Origin of the sequence: Erwinia typographi (assembly GCF_000773975.1) — a bacterium.
Lineage (GTDB): Bacteria > Pseudomonadota > Gammaproteobacteria > Enterobacterales > Enterobacteriaceae > Erwinia > Erwinia typographi.
Genome location: NZ_JRUQ01000016.1, coordinates 37277 through 54545 on the forward strand (window position 1 = coordinate 37277; position 17269 = coordinate 54545).

The following is a 17269-nucleotide window of genomic DNA, read 5'->3' on the forward strand; positions in this document are numbered from 1 at the left end:
TTAGTTTCGGTTGCGATGAACTTTAATCACGTCCGGCATTACGCGGATTTTACGCATAATATTCGCCAGGTGTACGCGATCGCGGGCCGTCAGACGGATAAAGGCGCTGTATACCCGGCCATCTTTTTCTTCCGTATTCAGGCTCTGGATGTTGGAACCGGCGGTATTGATCGCTGCGGTCAGATTGGCCAGCGCACCCTGGTGGTTGAACATATCCACCTTGATTTCCGCAACAAACTCCTGCTCGGTAACCTTATCCCACTCGACGGCCATATATTTCTCTGGCTCTTTTTGATAGCCACGAATATTACGGCACGATTCATGGTGCACCACCAGGCCTTTGCCTGGGCTGACGTGCGCCACGATCGGATCGCCAGGAATTGGGCGGCAGCATTTCGCAAAGGTGATCAGTACGCCATCGGCGCCCTTGATCGGCAGCTTGCTGCGGGAAGGCGAGTTTACCGACTGGGTGGCAGGTGCTGCCTGCTCGCTCTGCTGCAAGTTCTTCGCCACCACCACGCTCATGGCATTTCCCAGGCCAATTTCGGCCAGCAGATCGTCCAGCGTGGCCAGCTTCATTCTCTCCAGCTCGCTCTGAATATTCTCTGGCGGGATCTCGGCCAGCTTGCGGCTGCCGCCCAGCGCGTGGTTAAGCAGGCGACGGCCCAGGCTGACGGAGTCGTCTCGCTTGAGGTTTTTCAGCAGTTGGCGGATCTTCGCGCGGGCTTTGGAGCTCACCACAAAGTTCAGCCAGGCGGCATTAGGACGCGCGCCCGGAGCGGTAATAATTTCGACGGTTTGCCCACTGGTCAGCGGCTGAGAAAGCGGATACGGCTGGCGATCGACCCTTGCTCCGACGCAGGCATGGCCGATATCGGTATGCACGGCGTAGGCAAAGTCGACGGGCGTCGCGCCAGCGGGAAGTTCGACAATGCGGCCTTCCGGGGTAAAAACGTAAATCTCATCGGGGAACAGATCGGATTTAACGCTTTCGATAAATTCAAACGAGCTGCCGGCGCTCTGCTGCAATTCCAGCAGGCTCTGAAGCCAGCGCTGGGCGCGGATTTGTGCGGTAGTGCTGCTTTCACCCTGCTCTTTGTACGCCCAGTGTGCCGCCACGCCCATCTCTGCCATCTGATCCATATCTTCGGTACGGATCTGCACTTCAACCGGCACGCCGTGCGGGCCAATCATTGAAGTGTGCAGGGATTGATAGCCGTTGGCCTTGGGGATCGCAATGTAGTCTTTCACCCGACCCGGACGAGGCTTATAAAGGCTGTGCATCTGCCCCAGAACCCGGTAACAGGTGTCGACGTCGCTGACAATCACCCGAAAAGCGTAGATATCCATAATGGAATGGAACCGCTGCTCTTTCAGGTGCATTTTGCAGTAAATCGAATAGAGGTGTTTTTCCCGACCGCTGACGCGGCAGGGGATGCCTGCTTCCTGCAGGCGGCCATCGATCTCAGAGAGGATTTTTTGGATCATCTCTTTACGGTTGCCGCGAGCCGATTTTACCACTTCTTTGATGACGCGGTAGCGGTTGGGATAGAGCGCCTCAAAGCCCAGCTCTTCCAGCTCGGTTTTCAGGTGATGAATACCCAAACGGTGGGCCAGAGGGCTGTAAATTTCCAGCGTCTCCAACGCGATACGCCGTTTTTTATCCGGGCGCAATGCGCCGAGGGTACGCATGTTGTGCGTGCGGTCGGCAAGCTTGATGAGAATGACGCGGATGTCCTGCACCATCGCCATGATCATCTTGCGGAAGTTCTCCGCCTGCGCTTCTTTTTTATCGCGGAATTTCAGCTTATCGAGTTTGGAAACCCCTTCTACCAGCTCGGCTACAGTCTGACCAAACAGCTGTTCCATATCCTGATAAGTGGCGGGGGTGTCCTCGATAACGTCGTGCAAAAGCGCGGCCATGAGCGTTTCATGGTCGAGCTTCATTTCAGCCAGGATGCAGGCAACCGCTACCGGGTGGGTGATATAGGGCTCACCGCTGGAGCGCGTCTGTCCCTCGTGAGCATCACGTGCGACAAGATAAGCTTGCTTGAGGCGTTTAATCTGCTCCTCAGGCAAGTATTTTTCAATCAGCTGATTGAGACTTTCGAACAGATACAAGGGCGACCTGCAGGCTGGTGATTAACGACGACCTTCAGCGATAGCGGTGACGGCCTGCAACTCAGCGGCTTCCTGCTCATGCTGTTCCTGACGATCACGCACATCCAGAATCTGGTTAGTGATCAAACCTTCTTCGATTTCGCGCAGGGCGATAACGGTTGATTTGTCGTTTTCCTCTGGAACCAGCGGATCTTTCCCGCCAACCTGCATCTGACGTGCGCGACGAGCCGCGACCAGAACCAGGTCAAAACGGTTACCAATTTTTTCTACTGCGTCCTGAACGGTTACGCGTGCCATAAGTGTGATACTCCACGGGTGACGAAATGACTGGGCATCATACTGAGTTGTCCTCAGTCTGCCAATAGTTTGCTGATTAATGCATCATGCCGGGATTTTTGACGGCCCATGCGCAGACGCTCAGCGCGAATGATGGTTTTTAAATCTGACAGCGCCAGGTCAAAATCATCATTCACAATAAGGTAATCATATTCTGCGAAGTGGCTCATCTCCGCCACGGCCTGGGCCATGCGCTTAGCGATCACCTCTTCGCTGTCCTGACCGCGCCCACGCAGGCGGCGATCAAGCTCATCTTTCGACGGCGGCAGCACAAAGATGCTGCGCGCCTGCGGCATTTTTTGCCGAATCTGCTGCGCGCCCTGCCAGTCGATATCCAGGAAGACATCCACGCCCGTCGACAGCACCTGCTCGATGGCTTTACGCGAAGTGCCATAATAGTTGCCAAACACTTCAGCGTGCTCAAGGAAGGCGTCTTCCTGAATCATACTGCGAAAATCATCATGCGAGACGAAATAGTAGTGTTCGCCATGCTGCTCACCAGGACGCATTCCCCTGGTGGTATGGGAAACAGAGACCTGGGTATCGTACAGCGGCTGCGTTTTCAGCAGTGCGTGAATCAAGCTGGATTTTCCCGCTCCGCTGGGAGCAGAAACAATAAAAAGTGTGCCTTGAGCCATGGTTATCTTGATATGCCAATATAGCGGAGTCTACTTCCTGCACAGTATACACGGCTGATGCCCTTCATGCAGCGTTTCAGGCAGGAAGGGGCGTATTTTCTCGCAATATGGCAAGCGGCTCGTGGTACAGATGTAATTTTTCATGCCGGATAAATCTTTTTTCGTCCTGACTTCCAGCCCGGATTTTTGCCGCTCGCCAGCCCCGCCATTTTTTCATTTAATCCCTTCAGCCGATAAAAAGGAGTGAAGGGATGAAAATTGCAGGGATAGCGCTGGCCTTTTACTGTGTCTTGTCGCAGGCATCGTGCCCTGTCTGGGCGCCAGCCACTGCCAGGCAGGAAATGCTGGCGTTGGAAAAACAGCTAAGCGAGTGGGATGACGCTTACTACCGGCAGGGAACGTCTCTGGTGCCGGATGAACGCTATGATGCGCTGGCGCTGAAGTATCAGGCCTGGCAGCGATGCTTCAATCCGGGAAACAGTCTTCGTCAGCCGGAGCTGGCCCAGGGCGGGAAGATCCTTCATCCCGTTGCGCATGTCGGCGTGAAAAAGCTGGCCAATAAGGCGTCACTCGCTCGCTGGATGGCTGGAAAAAGCGATCTCTGGGTGCAGCCTAAGGTCGACGGCGTAGCCGTGACCCTGCACTACCAGCACGGGAAACTGGTTCAGGTTATCAGTCGTGGTAACGGTTTGCTGGGCGAAGACTGGACGGAAAAGGCTCGGCCGATCGCTGCGATTCCGCAGCAGGTCCCTCAGAAGAGTGCTTCGCTAACGTTGCAGGGAGAACTTTACCTGAAGATGACCGGTCATCATCAGGCCGTTCAGGGCGGCATGAATGCCCGCGCCACAGTGGCAGGAGCCATGCGGCAGCGTGAACCTTCTGAAACGCTTAACCAGTTGGGCATCTTTATTTGGGCCTGGCCTGACGGGCCTGCCTCAATGGCACACCGGATTTCGGCACTGACTGAGGCGGGATTTCCAGTGGCGGAGACATGGAGTAAACCCGTTCGCGACGCTGAGGAAGTCTCTGGCTGGCGCGAACGTTGGTTTAACCAGCCGCTGCCTTTCGTGACGGACGGCGTAGTCGTTCACGGTCAGCCGACCAAAGGCGCGTACTGGCAGCCGGGGGAAAACAGCTGGTCGGCTGCGTGGAAATACCGCCCGGCAATCGTGACCACAGAAGTTCGCTCCGTTGATTTCCCGATTGGCCGAACTGGAAAAATCAGCGCGGTGCTTAATCTTTCCCCGGTAAAGCTGGATGATAAGCAGGTCAGCCGCGTTAACGTGGGGTCGCTGAACCGCTGGCGGGAGATGAATATTGTCGCTGGCGATCAGGTTGCTATAAGCCTCGCTGGTCAGGGTATTCCCCGGCTGGATGAGGTCGCCTGGCGAGTGGCCCAGCGGACGCCTCCTGTTTTTCCTGATGCCAGCCAGTTTCATTCGCTGAGCTGTTTTAGCTGGACACCAGCCTGTCGGGAACAGTTTCTGGCCCGTCTGGTCTGGCTGGGCGGGAAAAACACGCTGGATATGGCGGGCGTAGATAAAAGTAGCTGGCAGCGTTTGATGCAGTCCGGCCAGCTAACCCACCTTTTCTCATGGCTTACGCTAAGACCGGAGCAGCTTGGTCGCATCGCTGGTTTAACGTCAGAGCGGGCCAGCCAGCTTTATCATCAGTTCAGCCTTAGCCGCAGACAGCCGTTTAAGCGTTGGGTTAGAGCCCTGGGAGTGCCCGTTCCCGTGCACGCGCTCCAGGCCATGCAGGATCAGCGCTGGGAGAGCCTGCTCACGCGTAAAGTAGCCGACTGGCAACGCCTGCCGGATATTGGCGAGCGGCGGGCCAGACAGATCGTGGACTTTCTCCATCATCCTGATATTCGAAGGCTGATAGCCCATTTACAGGCTGCCGCACAAATTTCGCTCAATGCTCGGCATGAGGGTAGTTGAAGATCGGCAGGCCAAGCTTGAAGCGCAGGGCCAGCAGGCGGGCAATAAAGCCGAATAGCAGGGTTAAAGTAATCACCACTTCATGGGAAAGCGGGGTCTTTAACAGCAGGATATACAGCCAGCCCGATGCGAACGCGATGCCTGCATACAGCTCTTTTTGAAAAACCAGCGGGATGCGGTTGCAAAACATGTCGCGCAGCACGCCGCCAAATACCCCGGTTATTACCGCGCAAATGGCCGCGATAATTGGAGCATGACCCATATCCAGCGCGACTTTGGTCCCGATGATCGAAAAAACGACCAGCCCCAGGGCATCCAGCACCAGAAACACTTTGCGGAGGTGCGGCATTAAAGGAGCCAGTTGAGTGGTGACCACGGCGGCAGCGGCGACGATCATGATGTACTCAGGATGCTGCACCCAGCCGAGCGGGTAATGTCCAAGCAGCATATCGCGCACTGAACCGCCGCCGATAGCGGTTACCGAGGCGATAATAATGACGCCAAACATATCCATCTTACGGCGTCCCGCCGCCAGTGCGCCGGTCATCGCTTCTGCCGTGATGCCGATGATATAGAGAACAGTAAGTAACATAGCCAGCTCCAGAGTAATCGGCGGCAAGCCTGAGGGAATTTCGGCAGATTGACGATTGAATTTTTTTAAGGCGCGTTAATTAAATTAGTTTATCTAATGCGAGTCGTCATTTCTCTGCTGTAATTGTTTTTTAATATCATGAATTATAAGGGGTAAAATAATTTCATTGACGAGTAAAGGATTAGTTTATCAGGTTTTTTAAACTAAAAATCATCATGCCGGCTGCTCTTTAGCAACTTTACGCCAGTTGCGGAAATCCGGCGATGAATAAGGGAGAACGAAATGAAGGCTGGAGAAGTTTTTAAGCTGCTGGCAAAAGGGATACACCCTGAAACTGGCGAACTGATACCGGGAGGATCGGTGGTACATTTGCCGGAGGCGATTAGGCTACTTTATTCACTGGCAGAAGAGTTTGCTGACGATATTTTCCCGCAGATAAAACGCAAAGAGAAGGTGAAGCTGACGCCGGATCAGCGGCGAGAGAAAAACCGGGCCGAAGGGCGGCCAGCTAATGCTTATCTGGCCTGGGGCGAAGAAGAAAAAGGCCGGTTACTGGAAGACTTTCAGAATGGTATTGGTATTCTCTATCTGGGTGAGCTGTATGAGCGCTCGCCTCGCTCCATTGCGCTCCAGTTGGAAAAAATGTCGCTGATTACGCCGGAAGAGGCTGCCGCCTATGATTAACCATGGCGGTCAGTTACCTATGTTTACAGCTGAAAAAGTTTTTACGCCGTTAACTCTCAGGGAGATTGCCATGAGTACCCCGTTCACTATCGTTATGCCTCTCTATCAGGGGATCACGCAGTTAGATTTTACCGGCCCCTATCAATTTTTTTCTCGTTTACCTGGCGCCAGGGTGATTGTGGCCTCGCTGGGCGGCGCGCCTGTTGACGTTGAAAGCTTCAGCTTTGCCAACCTGTCCTCGCTGGAGGCGATCGCTGGGTGCGATCTGCTGTGCCTGCCGGGGGGCACCTGCACCAACGCTATTGAAAACGCGGATTTCCTTGCGGCTATTCGACGTCTGGGACTGTCGGCAAGCTATGTGACTTCGGTCTGTACGGGATCGCTGATTCTCGCGGCTGCCGGGCTTTTACAGGGCAAGCGGGCGGCATGTCACTGGGCGTGGCGGGATGAGCTGGCGTTGTTTGGCGCTATTCCTGATGAAGGCCGCGTTGTTAAGGACGGGCACATTATTACCGGCGGCGGCGTGACGGCAGGCATTGATTTTGCGCTGGTGGTGATTGCAGAAATCGCAGGGGAAGAGGTTGCGCAATCCATTCAGCTGGGACTGGAATATGCGCCGGAACCGCCATTTAACGCTGGCAGACCCGAAATGGCTCCACAGGCGGTTCGGGAAAAGGTCACGGTAAAGCTGCAGCAAACGATTCAGGAAAAAATGCCGATTCTGCAGCAGGCAGCCCGCAAACTGCACTGAGAGCGGGCGTGAGGGCCGGAACGGTGAGTTCTTTCCGGCCTGCTACTCGTTCATTCCTCAGGAATCCTTTCAATGCTTGCGTTAATCTTTATCGTATACCTGCGCCTTTTGTTCAAAATGGGATAGATAAGAGCTACCATTCGTTTTGCGTAAAATGATTGAACCCTAAGAAGAGATCCCATCATGCATTATATTGTCCATTGCAAAATGCAACTCCCGCATTTCCCATAAACTCACAAGCGGCCATTTTCATAACTCTTTAATTTGAATTAATATAAATCGTGTTCTAAATTCACAGGATGCTAAATATCAAACCTGATGAGACAACTGACGGAAAGCGATAGTCCTGCCTGCGATGAAGGTATAGGGAACGACCGAGCGCAAGAAATCCCGGCCCGTAGATAAATTCATCGAATAATGTCATACTTCACCACTGTTATCCGCGTGACGGTTTAGAACCGGGAATCGAAAGGTGTGGAAAAGAATTCCGTCAACCAAACCCCCCCTCCATCCCATCGCCCACCTGTCACAGTAAGGCGGCGAGGTTTGGTTTTTCTGGCTGGGGTGGTTTTAATATTAATAACGGCCTGTGTAATAGCGCTGATTGAACACCGGGATTCGGTGAATAATGCACTGGATACCGGAAGGTGTCTGGTTGATAAAAACTCTTCGGATGCCCTCAAAGATGTAAAATACGTAATACACCAGCTTTACCGCTGGATTTTTAAGGCCTGTGGTTAAGGCCAGCCTGTGATGCTGCCAGAATCGCCAACGACGCTACTTTTCCTGGGCTGTCCGTTGGACAGCAAAATCATCACCGTCTGTGGTAATGATGCTTGTAGCGTAGCCTTTGCCTTTGCGGACCAGGCCCGCGATTTGGGCTGATTTTCTCATAGCCTGGCTCACGTTTCATGGTGTTGTGATATTAATGCGTGAGGAAGTGGAGAAAACCATGGTGACCTAACAACAGATCTGCACCGTAGATCATTGTTGATAAATACACCAGTGAGAACAGTAAAATTACCACAATGAATGACAAGTCATTTTTCTTGTTTTTAAATGAATTATTCAAAATACACACCAAAAGTTATTGCTTCATGGCACCAGTCAGCGCCGACATCATTTATAAGCAATATTTAACAGCAGTTAACACATATTATATTCACAAAAAATGCGAGGCAGATAGATTACCGCATCGTTCTGTTATTAAACAGGGGCATGACCTCCGCTTAAAATATACGCCGGGTTGCCGGGAGGTAAGGCCGGGGTTTCGGTGCCTGTCGATTCTGAACCTTTGCTCTGAAGCTGACTTTTTTGAGGGGTATTCAGCGAAGTGAATTCTTGCACTGCGAAATCATTGCAAGAATAGCTGTTTTTATCTCAGGAGAATCAGGGGCGTAGAAAAAGAATGCCGTGACCTCTTTGCGTTTAGACTCTGAAAGATCGATCCAGGCCACGTCTTCGTAGTTTGCATCCTTTAGTTTATATCTGGTCGTTCCTCCTGATATCATGTCACTGTAATTCATAGATAAATGCTGATTTACAGCGCCGTCCTGCAGACAATTGGCAACGTCATTTTGATGACCATCAAAGTCAACCATCCTGCTCACGGGATGAAATCCTACACGTCCCATATCGATGCAGCCGCATAATGTGAGAATAGATAAAGCAACATACACTTTCTTCATGTGATTAAACCTGGTCCGTAAATAAGTGACTTATTATTTAATACCCATTACGACATAAAAAGCCAGACTTAAAGCCTGTCTGGAATAGGATTGTGAAACAGTACGGTTTCATTGCATCAGGCTGGCCGTCAGGGTGATGATTCAGGCATAGCCAGTCACCAGCCAATCCGTGGCGCCCAGCGAAAGATGTAAATTGCTGGAAATTTGCGGCAAAAGTCCGACGGGAAGATATCCCGTCGTTTTTGACACAAAAGCGTCCAGCGTTAAAATTAGCGGTGTTTGCTTACGTTTATCTCGTTTATCAATTCGAAACGAGATAAACGTAGACAATTTTAAGCTTTAGTTCTTCTTCACGAACTCTGATTTAAGCTTCATCGGGCCGAAACCATCAATTTTGCAGTCAATATTGTGGTCGCCTTCCACCAGACGAATGCTTTTGACCCTGGTGCCAATTTTTAGCGGCGTTGAGCTGCCTTTTACTTTCAAGTCCTTGATAACCGTAACGCTGTCGCCATCAGCCAGCAGATTACCGTTGGCATCCTTAACGATTAACGCGTCTTCAGCGGCGGTTTCAGCCCCTTCGGACCAGACGTGACCGCACTCCGGGCAGTTAAGGATCTCACCATCTAGCCAGCTATATTCAGACTGGCATTTAGGGCAGGGAGGAAGAGTTTGCATTGGAAGCCTCAATAAATCCATAAGAAGTCAGAGGACATTTTAACCTGGCGGCCCGGGGAATCCTACAATAAAAATATGTATAAAGTTCATGTTGTTATCAAATGAAAGGCGTGTTTTTACTGCTTATCCCGTCATCTGGCGGAGAAAACGGCTAATTTTCGCTTAGTAACGAGACGGGTTGAGCGAGGCAATAAGGGAGATAAAAAGTCTTTCACCTCCGCTAAAACGAGGCTGCAATAAGATAAATTGTTGATGAGTAGCTCGCCGCGTTTGTGAAATGATAAATTACCCCTTTGACTCTGGGTTACTCAGTCGGGGACGCTTGGTCCCCGCGCGGAGACGGATAAACCTGTCATCAGGCGGTTAACATCCGTCGCAGAAATTTTCCCGAGAATGTCTTGGGTAGCGAACGGCGGAAGTGAATTTTTCTCGGTAGGGCGAATCGGCCACAGCGGTTTATCAGGCGTTCCCGTATCTGCTGCTTAAGTGCGGCTTCCTGCTTTTTGTTTAGTCCATGGGTGACCACAAATAGCGCTACCATTTCGCCCAGCAGATGATGCGGGGTTCGGGCTGCCACAACCTCAATAATACCTTCAATCCCCGCCAGCGCGTTTTCCACTTCAGCCGTTGCCAGACGCTTGCCGCCGATGTTGATCACGTCATCTATTCGGCCCTGAATAACAATCCTGTTGCCCATCTGCACAGCGCAATCATAGGTGGCGTAGCTCCAGCGGCCGTCCCGGTGCAACCAGTAATGTTGGTCGTGCAGGGTATCATCCTGCCAGAGCGTCGACATACCGCCCGGGCCGAGCGTTGTGTTCACCACCAGCATCCCCGCTTCTCCCGGCGCGCATAATGCACCGCTCGTCGGATCGACAATCTCCACCGAACGGCTGAAGACCGGCGTTAATCCACTGCCCGATCCGGCCAGTAGCGGCCAGCCGGACTCGGTCTGCCAGTAGTGATTCTCACACGCTACGCCCATCCCGGCGGTGACCCACGAGTGGGTCGCGCTGTCGAGCGGTTCGCCAGCGAGATAGAGAGAACGTAAGGTAGACAGGCGAGCGCGCGGCTTGCCCTGTTGCCGCGCCATACGAATCGCGCCAGCAATAGTCAGCATACGGGTTATCCCCAGCTCCTCAACCATCTGCCACCAGCCTTCACCGGGCGCATTCACCGGGCTGATTTCACACATCACCGTAGTGATCCCCGCCAGCAGCGGCGCATAGATACCGTAGCTGTGCCCGGTAACCCAACCGACATCTGCGGTGGTAAAGAACACCTCGTCATCCTGCAAATGAAACAGGTGCTGGAGGCTTGCCAGCAGTGCCACAGCATAGCCGCCGGTATCCCGCACTATCCCCTTCGGCGCACCAGTGGTGCCGGAGGTAAACAGGAGATGCGAGGTCTGAGACGCATCAACCCACGCACAGGGTACGACTCGGCCGTTATGCTGTGCCAGTTCCCGCGTAAAATCTCCGCTGGCAATATCCACGATGCGTAAGGTGGCGGTTGACGGCGGGATCGACGGCAAGCCATCCCGGCCACGGATCTCGCTGCTGTGAAATAACAATACGGGCTGACAGGCTGCCATGCGTTGTTCCAGCGCTTCACTGGTGATGGCCGAATAGACCACCACATGCACCGCCCCCAGGCGGGCGCATGCCAGCATGGCGATGGCAGCCACTGGCGTCATTGGCAGAGCAATCACTACCCTGTCTCCCGGCCTGATACCCCAGTCAGCCATCAGGCTGCTCAGGGCATTAACCTGCTGCCAAAGTTCCAGATAGCTGAGTCGCCAGGTCTCGCCGAGATAATCGCGGTGGATAATGGCGCAATGTTCTCCCCTGGCGGCAAGATGACGATCCAGCGCGTTATAGCTCAGGTTAGTTTTTCCGCCGCTAAACCAGCGGCAGCGAGGACCGCCATCAATTTCTTCAACCAGCGAGGTAAAATCCTGCTGCCAGTCCAGACGCCGCGCTTCCTGCTGCCAGAAAGCCGCATTATCAACGGGGCTCATTGACATAAGCGGCCTCCGGCTGAGACTTATGTTGGTGCTGCGCCGCAATCGCCTCCGCCAGCCAGGCGGCATCTTCACCCACGCCCTCAAAGCGGCCCGATCCCCAGGTCCACAGCCAGGGCAGCCCAAGGAAATAGAGGCCAGCCTGGACCGAGACGCCGCGGGTGTGCAGCGGATAGCCCTGATCGTTGAACGCAGGCGCTGCAATCCAGCTGAAATCGGTATGGAACCCAACGGCCCAGACAATCGCCGAGATGGCCGTCAGATCGATATGAGTGGGATGACTGTCTGGTTGCCACACTGGCTGGTATCGCGCCTCCGGAGGCGCAGCGATCCCCTGCTCTGCTATCCAGACATCAATGCTGTCTTTTATTTTCTGTGAGGTGGCATCAGCCTTATCAAGGTTGGTTTTCAGGTCATCAGCGGTGAGGAGCTTCCCGTCACGGTACTCAAGCAGACGACCATAGAGCTGCATACCCTGCAAGGCAAAGGCGCGCAGGTCAATGTCGCGTCCGCCATCGCGACCGGTGACATAATGGTTGGTCTTCCGCCGCGCATCTTCGCCCAGCGGATGATCCCCGACCGTCAGACGGTAATGCCCCATATCATCCAGCCAGTCCACCACGTCCCGGCCCCGGTAAAAACGCGCCACGCGCGGCGCGCTGCCAACGCACAGATGGACACGACGACCGGCAAGATGCAGGTCTTCAGCGATCTGCGCGCCGGATTGCGCCGATCCCACCACCAGAACCTCGCCTTCAGGCAGCTGCTGCGCCGACTTATAGTTGGCTGAATGCACCTGCATGATATTGGCCGGCAGCTGCGCGGAGATGTCCGGAAAACGCGGACGATGGTAATTACCTACCGCGATCACGACCTGATCTGCAGTGAATTCACCGACCGATGTCAGTAGCTGAAAGCCGCGGTCAGTTTTTACCACACGCAGTACGTTGACCCCTTCGCGTAACGGTGCGTCAAAGCTGCGGGCATAGCGCTCGACATAATCCACGATCTCATCACGCAGCATAAAACCGTGAGGATCGTCGCCGTCATAAGGAAAGCCGGGGAGCTTACATTGCCAGTTTGGCGTGACCAGACAAAAGTTGTCCCAGCGCTGCTCACGCCAGGCCCAGGCCAGCTGATGGCGCTCAAGCACAATATGACGGATATTTTTTTGCGTCAGGCTCCAGCTCATGGCAAGACCGGCCTGCCCGCCGCCAATAATGACGACAGGAAAATGGGTGTTATTCATCGTAATCTCGCTTGTTATCAGGCCGGAACGGGGGTGATTTTTTCCACAATGACCTGTTGCTCAGCCCTGAACTGCTGCGCTTTTTGCACTATCGCCGCAGACTGATCCTGTGCGCTGGAACAGAAATAGCCGAATTTCGCCTTAACCCTTTCACTGGCTTCGTCCAGAGCGCAGGTGGCGAGGGTGACAAACTCTCCCAGCACATAGGGATGATTCACCTCAAGGTGCTTTCCGATGGCGGTGGAAGGGGAATAGCAGGTGTCTTTGCTGCCGTCCGGCCAGCACACGACAAAATGCATTGCAGGCATTGTATGTTCCTCTATTGATTGTTCATGCCGGTAAGCGGCTGTTCTGCCAGGTCCCAGTAACAGGCGCGCTGCTGCTGGTACTGCATGATGAGTTTTCTCTCCGGGGTGAAGTGTCCCACCGCCGCACATCCGATACCGCAGTGGGCAAAACGCTGTTTAACCTCGTCGCAATGTTCTTCTTCCACCGCCAGCAAAAATCCAAAGCTGGGAAAGGCGCACAGCCAGTGTTCCAGTACAACTTCCGACGGGATCGGGATCTGCTGGAGTTTCAACTCGGCACCGAGGCCGCAACTCTCCAGCATCATTACCAGCGTACCGGCCAGTCCCGCCTGGCTGATGTCTTTTGCCGACTGAATCAACCCCTCTGCGGCCAGTGAAGGCAGCAATGACAACGCCTGACGCAGTGAGTCGGGGTTAGCCTGCGTGGCCGCGTCCCAGTTGTAACCCGGTGGATGCCAGCGGCCCTGTAGATTAATGGCCGCCATCAGCGTCTGACCCGGTTGTACGGTATTGCTGCGGAGCGGGTGCGTCGTTTCACCAAGTATTGCGACCGCCAGCTGAGGCCGATCGCTACGCAGATTGGTATGTCCACCGACCACAGGCACCTGATAAGCGCGGGATGCAGCCGCCATGCCCTGTAAGATCTGGGTCGCATGAGGTAGCGCGTCATCCCACAGCGCATTGACCACCGCCAGTGGACGTCCTCCCATCGCCGCAATGTCGCTCAGGTTGACCATCACGCCACACCAGCCCGCAAACCACGGATCTTCCGCCACAAAGCTATTAATAAAGCCTTCCATTGCCAGCAGCTTATAGCCGTTGCCATCCGGGATCAGGGCGCAGTCATCGCCATTTGGACAGGAAGCAGGCCATGCATCCCGCAACTGCTTTGCCACCTGCTGAATATCGCGCTTGTGGGCGATGCCGCTAAAGGCGTGCAGTCGTTCAATCAACGCCGGTAGGCTATCGTTCATACCGCCGCTCCCGTCAGAAAGACCGGCATATCGGGAGTCCGCTTGCGTGCCGTGGCATTGATCACCATGCCGCTCAGCGGATCGTGGCAGGGTGGATAGAAGTTAAGATCGGCCTGCATACGCGCATGTCTGACGCCGTGCAGCGTCTGCCACTCAAGCGTCTGCCAGTGCATGCGGCGAAACAAGGGTTCATTCTGATGTTGCACCTGAGCATAAAACGCCCGACAGCCCAGCGCATGAGCACTGCACACCGCCAGACGGATTAATGTTGATCCCAACTGCCCCTGGCGACGATAGGCACTTTCCACAGCCAGTCGGGAACCCATCCAGACACCCGGCTCCAGCTGGTGGATGCGCACCGTGCCGACCACTTCATCGTGCCAGCCGCCAACGCTGCCGAGGGCCACCAGCAGTCGGGCATGGCGATCGATGTCGTCAAGATCGTCCCCCTCAAACAATCCCTGCTCCAGGCAGAAAACTCGCTGGCGCAGGGCGTAGGCCTGCTGGCGTTCCCAGGGGAGCGTGATCCATTTAATCGTGTAACCCGCGTACTCAGTCATCATGCATTCCTTACGCTATCGCCTGTTCGAAGCTGGAAAGTGAGGAGCAGGCGCCGCAGCGTCCACATCCCGCCTTGATATCGCTGGAGCGTAAACGTGCCTGACTCAGCATCTGACCCAGCGGTTGCAAAATTGACGACATAAACTGGCTGTCAGGGGCCGGATGGTGTTCCAGCGGCGTGCCGCTGATGGGCACAAAAGGCACGACGAACGGATAAACGCCAAGGCCGATCAGCGTCTTTGACAGGGACAAAATAGCGTCCGGGGTATCCCCCAGCCCTGCCAGGATATAGGTGCTGACCTGACCCCGGCCGAATACCGCTACCGCGTCGGCGAAGGCTTCAAGATACTGTTCCACGCTGACCTGGGCTTTGCCCGGCATGATACGGGCGCGCACCGCCGGGGTGACGGCTTCGAGATGCATCCCCAGCGTATCAATGCCGGCGTCTTTCATTCGCATAAACCACTTTGCATCGCCCGGCGGCTCGCACTGCCCCTGTAACGGCAAATCCACAGCGGCCTTGATGGCGATCGCACTTTCAACCAGGATGCGGGCGCCGCGATCGCTGCCGGATGGCGTGCCGGTGGTCATCACCATATGCTTCACCCCATCCAGTTCCACCGCCGATTTTGCCACTTCGGCCAGTTGCTCCGGCGTTTTGCGGGCGATGGTGCTGCCTGCCGCCAGCGACTGCCCGATAGCGCAAAACTGACAGGCCTTTGCGCGATTTTCATAACGGATGCAGGTCTGCAACACGGTGGTCGCCAGTACATCGGTGCCATGCAGCGTCGCAATCTGCGAATAGGGAATACCCTCTGCCGTCTTCCGCTCATAAAAACGTGGTTTGCGGGCGAAGCTGATCTCCTGCACCGGAATGGTGTTGTTATAAAGCCGGGTGGAACCGGATTGTTCGTGTTTCACCTGCCAGGGCGACTGGCGTGCGGAATGGGTGTAGATCGGCACCATCACCGTGACGCCGTCAATGTCCATGGCCTGGTGATCGGACGGCCCGGCACCGCCGTGACGGCTTACATGTTCCTGGCGGGGGTTGATAACGTTAACCCCCTGGGTAAGCAGCTCAGTGATCAGCTGCTGGCGAGACGGTACATTCCGCATTGCGATCTCCTCCGGTTTCGGCCCCATCATCACGCGTTACCACATAGCGGGCGGGCGTGGCATCGAGACGCAGGCTCAGCAGTTCCGGCCGGGCGTAATGCCCAACGGAATCCATCATGCGTTTGCGTTTGGTAATCAGCGCCATATCCAGATCGGCAACCAGAATCCCTTCGCCTTCGGTGAGTGGCGGCACCAGATGGCGGCCCTCAGGTGAGATAATGGCGGTGTTGCAGCCGCCGCGCAGACCCTTTTGCAGGGCGGGATCGCTGGTCAGTTCGTTGATCTGTTCTTCTGTGAGCCAACCGGTGGCATTGATCACAAAACAGCCGGATTCCAGCGCGTGATGACGGATAGTGACGTCCATCTGCTCGGCGAAAATCGGCCCCACCAGCGAGCCTGGAAACTGGCTGCAATGGATCTCCTCGTGCTGCGTCATCAGGCTGTAACGCGCCAGCGGGTTGTAATGCTCCCAGCAGGCTAAGGCGCCGACGAGGCCGACGGCAGTCTCGACAACTTTTAATCCAGCCCCATCTCCCTGTCCCCAGATCATGCGCTCGTGATAGGTGGGGGTGATTTTGCGGCGTTTAAGCACCAGCTCCCCGCTGCTGTCAAATACCAGCTGGGTGTTGTAAAGCGTGCCGCGATCGCGTTCATTCACCCCCAGCACCACCACGATGCCACGCAGGCGCGCCCGCTCTCCCACTGTATGGGTGAGCGGGCTGGGGACCACCACCGCCTGGTCATACAGTTTCAGATGGGCGGCTCCTGCGGTCATCGCGGGCGTGATGAAGGAGAAGTAGGGGTAATACGGCACAAAGGTCTCGGGAAAGACGATGATCTCTGCACCCTGCGCGGCCGCGTTGTCGATGGCATCCAGCACCCGGGCCAGCGTTTTGCTGGCCTCATGAAGATCTGGCGCAATCTGGGCGGCGGCGGCGCGGATAATGCGTGATTCAGTCATACCGCGCCTCCGCTTACATCGTCCAGGTATCGATGATCACTGCATTGTCACGGACGTGAAGCAGCTTGAGGTCGAGCACGTCCAGCGGGCTGATCGGACGCACGCCTTCCAGCAACGAAGGCTCACCGTGACCGTACAATGCCTGGAGCGCAAAGCGGCAGGCATACACTTTGCCGCCTTCAGACATAAATTTGGTCAGCTGATTGGCGTAGTTCTGGTGGCCAGGAAACGCTTCGGCGCCAATGGTCGGAAAACCGCGCTGTACGCCGAGCAGGACGCCCGGTCCATAAAGCAGCATTGAGGTTTCGAACCCTTTACGTTGCAGGCGGGTGGCCTGAAGCATATTGACGAAGCCAATGGAGCCTTCAAAAGCCACGGTATGGAAGGTTACCAGCGCCTTTTGGCCCGGCTCTGCCTTCACGTCCTCAAAGACTTTCTCTTCGTAATCGACAAAGAAATCACCCGTTTTATGGGCTGGTAAGGTAACTTTTGGCATAGCACTTTTCTCCCGGTCTTTATCGGGGGAGCCAGTCTCCCCGTTATGGCACATCGCAGGTGATGTACAGAGACTGGAGCAAGGTACGTGCCAGCAGCGGAATGGGGGGATGCAATCAAGCTCCCATCAAGTGCTCAATTTATGCACAAA

General features: G+C 54.9%; 17 protein-coding genes. 3 read left to right on the forward strand and 14 right to left on the reverse strand.

The genetic code is table 11. The features are described from left to right. From spoT to gmk, 3 genes are read right to left on the reverse strand one after another with little or no spacing between them, the layout of a single operon-like run. On the reverse strand, nucleotides 1-2121 hold the full coding sequence (spoT, locus tag NG99_RS03420) for a bifunctional GTP diphosphokinase/guanosine-3',5'-bis pyrophosphate 3'-pyrophosphohydrolase (RefSeq protein WP_034888446.1): 2121 nt from the start codon (nucleotides 2119-2121) through the stop codon (nucleotides 1-3). 21 nt (nucleotides 2122-2142) lie between these two features. Next, nucleotides 2143-2418, reverse strand: a complete 276-nt coding sequence (rpoZ, locus tag NG99_RS03425) for a DNA-directed RNA polymerase subunit omega (RefSeq protein WP_004154766.1) — start codon at nucleotides 2416-2418, stop codon at nucleotides 2143-2145. A 53-nt stretch (nucleotides 2419-2471) separates the two neighbouring features. Next, the gene (gmk, locus tag NG99_RS03430; protein ID WP_034888447.1) at nucleotides 2472-3095 is read right to left on the reverse strand and encodes a guanylate kinase; all 624 of its coding nucleotides are present in this window, start codon (nucleotides 3093-3095) and stop codon (nucleotides 2472-2474) included. A gap of 251 nt (nucleotides 3096-3346) precedes the next feature. Between gmk and ligB the strand changes: the two genes are divergently transcribed. Continuing rightward, nucleotides 3347-5038 (forward strand): NAD-dependent DNA ligase LigB, encoded by a 1692-nt coding sequence (gene ligB / locus NG99_RS03435; RefSeq protein WP_034888448.1) that lies wholly within the window; start codon nucleotides 3347-3349, stop codon nucleotides 5036-5038. On the opposite strand, the gene NG99_RS03440 is transcribed toward ligB, so the two are convergent. Then, entirely contained in the window at nucleotides 5013-5630 is a 618-nt protein-coding gene (locus tag NG99_RS03440; RefSeq protein WP_034888449.1) for a trimeric intracellular cation channel family protein, read from the reverse strand. The genes ligB and NG99_RS03440 overlap by 26 nt on opposite strands. Nucleotides 5631-5912: 282 nt before the next feature. Between NG99_RS03440 and NG99_RS03445 the strand changes: the two genes are divergently transcribed. Both NG99_RS03445 and NG99_RS03450 read left to right on the forward strand, forming a co-directional pair. Continuing rightward, complete coding sequence (locus tag NG99_RS03445) at nucleotides 5913-6314, forward strand: hypothetical protein (RefSeq protein ID WP_034888450.1); 402 nt, start codon at nucleotides 5913-5915, stop codon at nucleotides 6312-6314. A gap of 70 nt (nucleotides 6315-6384) precedes the next feature. Further along, a complete protein-coding gene (locus NG99_RS03450; protein ID WP_034888614.1) occupies nucleotides 6385-7065 on the forward strand; it encodes a DJ-1/PfpI family protein in 681 nt (226 codons plus the stop codon). A 1325-nt stretch (nucleotides 7066-8390) separates the two neighbouring features. Here the strand turns inward: NG99_RS03450 and NG99_RS03455 are convergent. The 10 genes from NG99_RS03455 to NG99_RS03500 all read right to left on the reverse strand — a co-directional run bounded on the left by NG99_RS03455 (nucleotide 8391) and on the right by NG99_RS03500 (nucleotide 17119). Further along, on the reverse strand, nucleotides 8391-8753 hold the full coding sequence (locus NG99_RS03455) for a hypothetical protein (RefSeq protein ID WP_034888451.1): 363 nt from the start codon (nucleotides 8751-8753) through the stop codon (nucleotides 8391-8393). A gap of 339 nt (nucleotides 8754-9092) precedes the next feature. Beyond that, nucleotides 9093-9431 carry a zinc ribbon domain-containing protein YjdM gene (locus NG99_RS03460; protein WP_034888452.1) on the reverse strand — a complete coding sequence of 113 codons (339 nt, stop codon included), beginning with the start codon at nucleotides 9429-9431 and terminating at the stop codon, nucleotides 9093-9095. Nucleotides 9432-9786: 355 nt separating this feature from the next. Then, nucleotides 9787-11457, reverse strand: a complete 1671-nt coding sequence (locus NG99_RS03465) for an AMP-binding protein (protein ID WP_034888454.1) — start codon at nucleotides 11455-11457, stop codon at nucleotides 9787-9789. Beyond that, nucleotides 11438-12703 carry an MSMEG_0569 family flavin-dependent oxidoreductase gene (locus NG99_RS03470; protein WP_034888456.1) on the reverse strand — a complete coding sequence of 422 codons (1266 nt, stop codon included), beginning with the start codon at nucleotides 12701-12703 and terminating at the stop codon, nucleotides 11438-11440. Before NG99_RS03470 ends, NG99_RS03465 begins: the two co-directional genes overlap by 20 nt. Before the next feature lie 17 nt (nucleotides 12704-12720). Beyond that, nucleotides 12721-13011, reverse strand: a complete 291-nt coding sequence (locus NG99_RS03475) for an MSMEG_0570 family nitrogen starvation response protein (protein ID WP_034888458.1) — start codon at nucleotides 13009-13011, stop codon at nucleotides 12721-12723. A gap of 11 nt (nucleotides 13012-13022) precedes the next feature. Beyond that, nucleotides 13023-13985 carry a sll0787 family AIR synthase-like protein gene (locus NG99_RS03480; RefSeq protein WP_034888463.1) on the reverse strand — a complete coding sequence of 321 codons (963 nt, stop codon included), beginning with the start codon at nucleotides 13983-13985 and terminating at the stop codon, nucleotides 13023-13025. Beyond that, nucleotides 13982-14548 (reverse strand): MSMEG_0567/Sll0786 family nitrogen starvation N-acetyltransferase, encoded by a 567-nt coding sequence (locus NG99_RS03485; RefSeq protein ID WP_232298156.1) that lies wholly within the window; start codon nucleotides 14546-14548, stop codon nucleotides 13982-13984. Before NG99_RS03485 ends, NG99_RS03480 begins: the two co-directional genes overlap by 4 nt. A gap of 7 nt (nucleotides 14549-14555) precedes the next feature. After that, entirely contained in the window at nucleotides 14556-15662 is a 1107-nt protein-coding gene (locus NG99_RS03490; RefSeq protein WP_034888465.1) for an MSMEG_0568 family radical SAM protein, read from the reverse strand. Further along, the gene (locus tag NG99_RS03495; protein ID WP_034888466.1) at nucleotides 15625-16623 is read right to left on the reverse strand and encodes a Nit6803 family nitrilase; all 999 of its coding nucleotides are present in this window, start codon (nucleotides 16621-16623) and stop codon (nucleotides 15625-15627) included. The genes NG99_RS03490 and NG99_RS03495 overlap by 38 nt, the downstream gene beginning before the upstream one ends. 13 nt (nucleotides 16624-16636) lie before the next feature. Beyond that, the gene (locus tag NG99_RS03500) at nucleotides 16637-17119 is read right to left on the reverse strand and encodes an MSMEG_0572/Sll0783 family nitrogen starvation response protein (protein WP_034888471.1); all 483 of its coding nucleotides are present in this window, start codon (nucleotides 17117-17119) and stop codon (nucleotides 16637-16639) included. Between the last annotated feature and the right edge of the window lie 150 nt (nucleotides 17120-17269).

Excerpts from the sequence above, each read along its gene's own strand:
- NG99_RS03450 (WP_034888614.1), top strand. The coding sequence starts at position 6,385 with ATGAGTACCCCGTTCACTATCGTTATGCCTCTCTATCAGGGGATCACG.
- NG99_RS03485 (WP_232298156.1), bottom strand. The coding sequence starts at position 14,548 with ATGATGACTGAGTACGCGGGTTACACGATTAAATGGATCACGCTCCCC.
- ligB (WP_034888448.1), top strand. The coding sequence starts at position 3,347 with ATGAAAATTGCAGGGATAGCGCTGGCCTTTTACTGTGTCTTGTCGCAG.
- NG99_RS03465 (WP_034888454.1), bottom strand. The coding sequence starts at position 11,457 with ATGTCAATGAGCCCCGTTGATAATGCGGCTTTCTGGCAGCAGGAAGCG.
- NG99_RS03470 (WP_034888456.1), bottom strand. The coding sequence starts at position 12,703 with ATGAATAACACCCATTTTCCTGTCGTCATTATTGGCGGCGGGCAGGCC.
- rpoZ (WP_004154766.1), bottom strand. The coding sequence starts at position 2,418 with ATGGCACGCGTAACCGTTCAGGACGCAGTAGAAAAAATTGGTAACCGT.
- NG99_RS03460 (WP_034888452.1), bottom strand. The coding sequence starts at position 9,431 with ATGCAAACTCTTCCTCCCTGCCCTAAATGCCAGTCTGAATATAGCTGG.
- NG99_RS03455 (WP_034888451.1), bottom strand. The coding sequence starts at position 8,753 with ATGAAGAAAGTGTATGTTGCTTTATCTATTCTCACATTATGCGGCTGC.
- NG99_RS03475 (WP_034888458.1), bottom strand. The coding sequence starts at position 13,011 with ATGCCTGCAATGCATTTTGTCGTGTGCTGGCCGGACGGCAGCAAAGAC.
- NG99_RS03445 (WP_034888450.1), top strand. The coding sequence starts at position 5,913 with ATGAAGGCTGGAGAAGTTTTTAAGCTGCTGGCAAAAGGGATACACCCT.
- NG99_RS03440 (WP_034888449.1), bottom strand. The coding sequence starts at position 5,630 with ATGTTACTTACTGTTCTCTATATCATCGGCATCACGGCAGAAGCGATG.
- NG99_RS03500 (WP_034888471.1), bottom strand. The coding sequence starts at position 17,119 with ATGCCAAAAGTTACCTTACCAGCCCATAAAACGGGTGATTTCTTTGTC.
- NG99_RS03495 (WP_034888466.1), bottom strand. The coding sequence starts at position 16,623 with ATGACTGAATCACGCATTATCCGCGCCGCCGCCGCCCAGATTGCGCCA.
- gmk (WP_034888447.1), bottom strand. The coding sequence starts at position 3,095 with ATGGCTCAAGGCACACTTTTTATTGTTTCTGCTCCCAGCGGAGCGGGA.
- NG99_RS03490 (WP_034888465.1), bottom strand. The coding sequence starts at position 15,662 with ATGCGGAATGTACCGTCTCGCCAGCAGCTGATCACTGAGCTGCTTACC.
- NG99_RS03480 (WP_034888463.1), bottom strand. The coding sequence starts at position 13,985 with ATGAACGATAGCCTACCGGCGTTGATTGAACGACTGCACGCCTTTAGC.